The sequence below is a fragment of the Pontiella sp. genome, from assembly GCF_041622395.1.
In the GTDB taxonomy this organism is placed as follows: Bacteria; Verrucomicrobiota; Kiritimatiellia; order Kiritimatiellales; family Pontiellaceae; genus Pontiella.
Genome location: NZ_JBFJYW010000326.1, coordinates 1 through 3,934, shown reverse-complemented (window position 1 = coordinate 3,934; position 3,934 = coordinate 1). Strand labels below are relative to the sequence as shown.

5 protein-coding genes are annotated in these 3,934 nt (G+C 60.2%); all 5 read left to right on the top strand.

All coding sequences use genetic code 11. The annotated features are described in order from the left end of the window. Nucleotides 1–262: 262 nt before the first annotated feature. Entirely contained in the window at nt 263–1,141 is an 879-nt protein-coding gene (locus ABYO54_RS14850) for a TraB/GumN family protein (RefSeq protein ID WP_372809023.1), read from the top strand. A 136-nt stretch (nt 1,142–1,277) separates the two neighbouring features. Then, the gene (locus ABYO54_RS14845) at nt 1,278–2,189 is read left to right on the top strand and encodes a hypothetical protein (protein WP_372809022.1); all 912 of its coding nucleotides are present in this window, start codon (nt 1,278–1,280) and stop codon (nt 2,187–2,189) included. Beyond that, entirely contained in the window at nt 2,177–3,028 is an 852-nt protein-coding gene (locus tag ABYO54_RS14840) for a phosphate/phosphite/phosphonate ABC transporter substrate-binding protein (RefSeq protein WP_372809021.1), read from the top strand. The genes ABYO54_RS14845 and ABYO54_RS14840 overlap by 13 nt, the downstream gene beginning before the upstream one ends. Then, a complete protein-coding gene (locus ABYO54_RS14835; RefSeq protein WP_372809020.1) occupies nt 3,025–3,639 on the top strand; it encodes a hypothetical protein in 615 nt (204 codons plus the stop codon). Before ABYO54_RS14840 ends, ABYO54_RS14835 begins: the two co-directional genes overlap by 4 nt. Then, nucleotides 3,636–3,934 (top strand): hypothetical protein (locus tag ABYO54_RS14830; RefSeq protein ID WP_372809019.1); only part of this gene is annotated, 299 nt, incomplete at its 3' end. The genes ABYO54_RS14835 and ABYO54_RS14830, both read left to right, overlap by 4 nt.

The following is a 3,934-nucleotide window of genomic DNA, read 5'->3' as shown; positions in this document are numbered from 1 at the left end:
CCATTCGACTCCGACCGTCTGGATTTGCTCCAGGACCGGGGCTTCGTTTGCAACTTGCGCGACTGCGTTCGTATTCATTTCTTTATTCCTCCCGGATTTCTCCGTTACATTTCGTATCTGAACAATTTAGCGGGGATTATAGAAACGGCTACAAGTTTGGCAAGATCATACGAATCCTGACAAAACGAAGGAAACAGACGGAAAAGCCTTTCCCTGGCCTCCCGACCCGGTAGAGTTCCGCCAATTCCAACAGGAGCAGAAAATGAAGACCCGTCGCATACGCCCCGTGCCTGCCGCAGCCCTCCTGCTGCTTTCGCTCGCAACCCTGTCGGCCTCGGCCGCCAACTGCCTGTGGAAGGCGACCTCGAAAAAGGGGACCTTCTATATCCCAGGCTCGTCGCACGTGCTCAAGGCCGCGAACTATCCGCTCGACCCGGCGATCGAGGCGGCCTATTCCAACGCCACCGTCCTGGTGCTGGAGGTCGACATGGCCGACATGATGTCGCCCAAGACCCAGCAACTGATCTTGGGCAAAGCCATGCTTGCCCCTCCGGCCAAGCTTGAAAGCGTGCTGGATGCGCCGACCTACGAGAATCTCGCGGCCGCCTGCAAGGAAGCAGGACTCCCCATGGAGGCCGTGCAGCCGTTCAAGCCGTGGTTCGCCACGACGACCCTGATGCTGCTCAAGATGCAGCAGATGGGCCTTTCCGCGGAACACGGGCTCGACAAGCATTTCTACGACAAGGCCGTGACCGACCAGAAGCGGATCGTTGGGCTTGAAACGCTCGATTACCAGATCAGCCTGTTCGACTCCCTCTCCGAAGCCAATCCCAACGATTTCGTCAACCGTGCGCTCATCGACCTCGAATTGATGGAGGGGGAACTCGAAAAACTCCTGACCGCGTGGAAGACGGGCGATATCGGGACCCTGGGGGAGATGCTGACCAAAAGCTTCGAGGATTTCCCGGAGATCCACGACCGTTTCATCACCGCCCGCAACAAGAGATGGGCCGACGCCCTGGCCAAAATGGCGAAGAATGAGGAGACCTATCTGGTCGTTGTCGGCGCCGGCCACCTGCCCGGCAAAACCGGATTGCTCGAGCTTCTGGGGGAAAAAGGCTTCGACCTCGAGCAACGCTAGCGTTGCGCGGGATTGGCCGCCCCCTTCTTGGTCCTCGGTCTAAAGTAGCTCGGCAGGTTGCTTTTAAGCCAACTTGCCGGTACACATCATGATGTTTTTTATCCACACAATCATCATGACCCTAGGGAGACCTCCAATGAAAATACACCTCGCGCTGGCAACTGCAACATTGACGGTCCTCTCGTCATTCGCCTCGAACTACCACGTCGGCAGCCAAATCGGCAAGGGCAAGCTCGGCTCCATCAGCCAACTGGCCGTCGGAGCGGACGACACCCTCTGCGCCCTCGAAACCAACGGCAAGGTCACCTGCTTCAAAAGCGATGGCTCAATTGCCGGAAGCTTCGAAACCGGGATGAAAAACACCACGGCCATCGCGTTTGCCCCGGACGGCAACATCCATGTCTTCTCAACCCTGACCGAAGTCAAAAAAGTGAAATCGGGGGCCCGCATGCGAGAAGTCCAGGTTCCCGTGGGCGTGGAACAAGGGATTTTCGATGCGTCGGGTAAAAAGCTGAAAACCAACACGCTCGAATCGCTGAAATCCGCGAAGGCCGCCAAGATCATGGACGGCCGGCTGATCGTTGCCGATCTCTCGGCCCGCGCGCTGGTATTCCTCGATCTGGAATCCGGCCAGGAAACCGCGAAGATCACGCAAGGGCTCCGCCTGTGCTGCGGCATCTTCGATTTTTGCGAAGCGCCGGACCACACGGTGGCCATCTCCAATCTGGGCGCATTCAAGCTGCAGCGCTACAGCATGGGCGGCGAACTGGTGCAGGAGTTCGGCCAGCGCGGCCGCGCGCTCGACGATTTCCAGGGGTGCTGCAATCCGGTAAGCGCGGCCTACCTGCCCAACGGCGCCATCCTGACCGTTGAAAAAGATCCCACCCGCATCAAGATCTACGATGCCGACGGCAAAAACGCCCAGCAGATCGAGGGCGTCGAGGAGCTGGTCAAGGGTTGCAGCTTTATCCCGTGCGCCGTCGACAGCAAGGGCACCATCTATTTGGCCGCCGGAAGCAAGGGCTACATCGTCAAATGCGTAAAATAGCACTCCACCTATTGGCACTGGGCCTGACGGTCTTGGCGGGCTGCGCTTCCAAACCAGCCGAAACGCTGGCCCTGAAGATTGCGGTCAACGACATCTACTGCACCGACACCGCCTGTTTCTGCGTGCACGATGTCGCCGCGCGCGGCTACGCCGCATCGCTGGAACAATTGCGGGCCGAGCACGGCATTGCGCTGGAATTCACCTACTTCGCGGAACCCTACCAATTGGAGGAGGCCATCGTGTCCGGCCAATACGACGGCGTGCTTTCCAAACCCTGGACGGCCCTGCGCCTCCAAAAACAGGCTAAGGCCGACTTCCGGCGCATCGTCGACGTACTCGACCCCGGCAACAACCGCTGGCTATCCGGCTCCGTGATCGTCCCGGTCGACTCCCCCCTCCAATCGCTGGATGAGCTCACCGGGAAGCACGTCTATCTGGGCCAACCCGACGCCTACGAAAAACATCAGGCCGCCAAGCGCCTCTTCGGGCAGCGCGGCATCCAGCCGGCCAAGATCGACACCCACGCCAGTTGCAGCGAAAACATCGGGGAGTTGCTCGACGGCAAAGCCGATGCGGCCGTGATCAGCGACTATGCCCTCTCGGCCGATTGCGCCGTCGACTTCGCCAACCCCGAAGAGTTCCGCACCCTCGGGCGCACCGAGCAAATCCCGCTGACCTCGTTGATGCTCGACATGAACAAGGTGGATGATGCGGCAGCAAACCGCCTGACCAAAGCATTGCTATCCATCTCCGGCCGAAAGGCCGACGCGGCCCTGCTAAGCAAGGGGTTCGTGCCCCCCGCAGCGTGGAACCCGCCGGAACTGGAGAACGCGCCGTGAAGCGTCGAAACTATCTGCGGACCGTCGGTCACCTGTTCGGGATATCCGTCCTCGGCGCGGCCACGGCGCGCGTCTTTTCGCCGCCGTCGGAAGAGGCCGCATTTATCGCGCAGGGCCGCCGTTTCGCCTGGCAGATCAATCCGGACCTGTGCCGGCAATGCGGCATCTGCGAGACGGCCTGCGTTCGAAAACCCTCGGCCGTCAAGGCGCTCAACGATCCGAAGAAATGTTCCAACTGCGTCGTCTGCTACGGCCACATCACCAATAAATATATCGACTCCGACAAAATTGACCGCGACGGCGAGCGCGTCTGCCCGGTCAACGCGGTCACGCGCACAAACTTCAGCGGCGGGATCGACGGCATGTTTCTCTACGAACCGGACCCGCGACGGTGCATTGCCTGCGGCAAATGCGTGAAGCGCTGCAACAACCACGGGACCGGATCGATGTTCCTCGCCATTCGCCCCGACCTCTGCCTCGGTTGCAACGAGTGTGCGATCGCAATCGCCTGCCCCCACGGCGCCATCGAACGCATTCCGCGCGAAGCGGTCGACGACTACCTTGGCGACTACTGGTTCGACTCCACCTACATGATGGGAGAAGGCGCTTGATCCGGCTATTCCTTCTTCTCTTTTTCGCGCTCGCCCCGTTCGGACCGGCATGGGCCCAGCGTTCGGACGAATGCCTCCGCCCCCCGACGCAGGATCTGGCCGACTACAAAGAGGCGTACGTTCCGCAGGAATTCCACTGGGAATCCTTCAACTGGGAAATCGCCGATCTGCTCGTACTTGCCGCCCTGCTGGCCATTGCGAGCCTGCTTTCGCTGCGGCATTTCCAGCGCCGTTGGTTCACCGCGCTCATCAGCATTGCCCTGCTTTATTTCGGCATCCTCCGCGGCGGCTGCAT